Genomic DNA, 1,419 nt, shown 5'->3' with positions numbered 1-1,419 from the left:
GTTGTGATCGCCTCGGCAACGAACTCGACGGGTAGTCCGTTGAAGTGGGTGGGCTGCCGATTGCCGGCGTCGTCGAGTTGGTAGAACGAGGTGGGTGCAAGCCCAGTGGCCACCACGCTGAGCACCATCCGGGTGACCATGTCCGACATATTGAGCTGGCCCGCATAGGTGGTGTCGGCAAGGATCATCCCGGAACGAAATACCGCGACCGGCAGCCCGCATAGGTCGTTTGCTTCCCGTAGTAATACCTCACCAGCCCATTTGCTGTTGCCGTAGCCATTGGTCGGGCTGTTGTCGATTACCCGGGTCGGGCTGATGATCCGGATATCGGCATCCTCGGTGAACGCGGCCGGCTCGATCTGGCGACCCACATCAGCGGTCGACACATATGTGAAGGGCTTGAGCTTCGTGGTGAGTGCCAGTCGGATCAGCTCGGCAGTACCCACGACGTTGGGCGCAAACAATTCGCTGTAGGGCAGCGCGCCGTTGACCTGGGCTGCTGAATCGACGATCAGATCGACGGTCTCGGCCAGCCGCTGCCAGGTTTGCTGGTCCAGGCCCAAGTTGGCTTGACCCTTGTCGCCGGCAAGGACCTCCAGATGGTCAGCGGCCAGTTCCTGGAAATGGCAAAGCAATTGCGCGTCGCCGCTGTCGAAAGTCTTCTCCAAGCGTTGGCGGGCATCCTCATCGGAGTTCGCCCGCACCAGGCAGACCAGCTTGCCGCCGACCCGCTCCATCTGTTCGAGCCATTCCAGTGCCAGGTAGCGTCCGAGGAATCCGGTAGCTCCGGTCAGCAGAACGGTCCGCGCCTCTGTGACCGGACCCGGCACCGTGGTGGCGCCGGCCAATGTCTTGGCATCGAGGAATTTGTCCAGTGTGAGATCGCCGGCGTGCACCTCAGTGACGCCACGGCCGTGTACGGCCGCAAAGAGCTCCGACACTGCCTCCTGCGCGCTGGTGTAGTTCTCTACCTGCTGGTTCAAACCGCTCACGGACGGCGCGTCGAAGAACGTGCGTACAGCGAGGTTGGTGCCGAAGGCTTTGTTGACGGCAGCGAGCACACGCATCATCGACAACGAATCCCCACCCAGATCAAAGAACGAGTCATCCACCCCAACCCGCTCCACACCCAGGACTTGAGCGAAAATCCCCGCCAAAATCTCCTCAGCCGCGGTCCCCGGAGCCCGATACCGTTGCGCGTCACCATATTCAGGAGCCGGCAACGCCCGAGTATCGAGTTTCCCGTTCACCGTCAGTGGCAACCCCTCAACCACCACCACCGCAGCCGGCACCATATAAGACGGCAACCGCTGCCCCAACACCTCACGCACCGCAACCGAATCCACAATCCCGGCCACCGACTCCGTGACATACCCCACCAAACGCCGCACCCCAGGCTGATCCTCACGAGCAACCACC

1 protein-coding gene is annotated in these 1,419 nt (G+C 61.9%); it reads right to left on the bottom strand.

The genetic code is table 11. From position 1 onward, the window contains the following. Window positions 1-1,419: thioester reductase domain-containing protein (locus tag DB708_RS25800; RefSeq protein ID WP_133251060.1), on the bottom strand; the 1,419-nt coding region annotated here is incomplete at both ends.

This window comes from Mycobacterium montefiorense (assembly GCF_003112775.1).
Lineage (GTDB): Bacteria > Actinomycetota > Actinomycetes > Mycobacteriales > Mycobacteriaceae > Mycobacterium > Mycobacterium montefiorense.
Note: the sequence above shows the minus strand (reverse complement) of the source record. Positions and strands in the feature narration are given on the sequence as shown.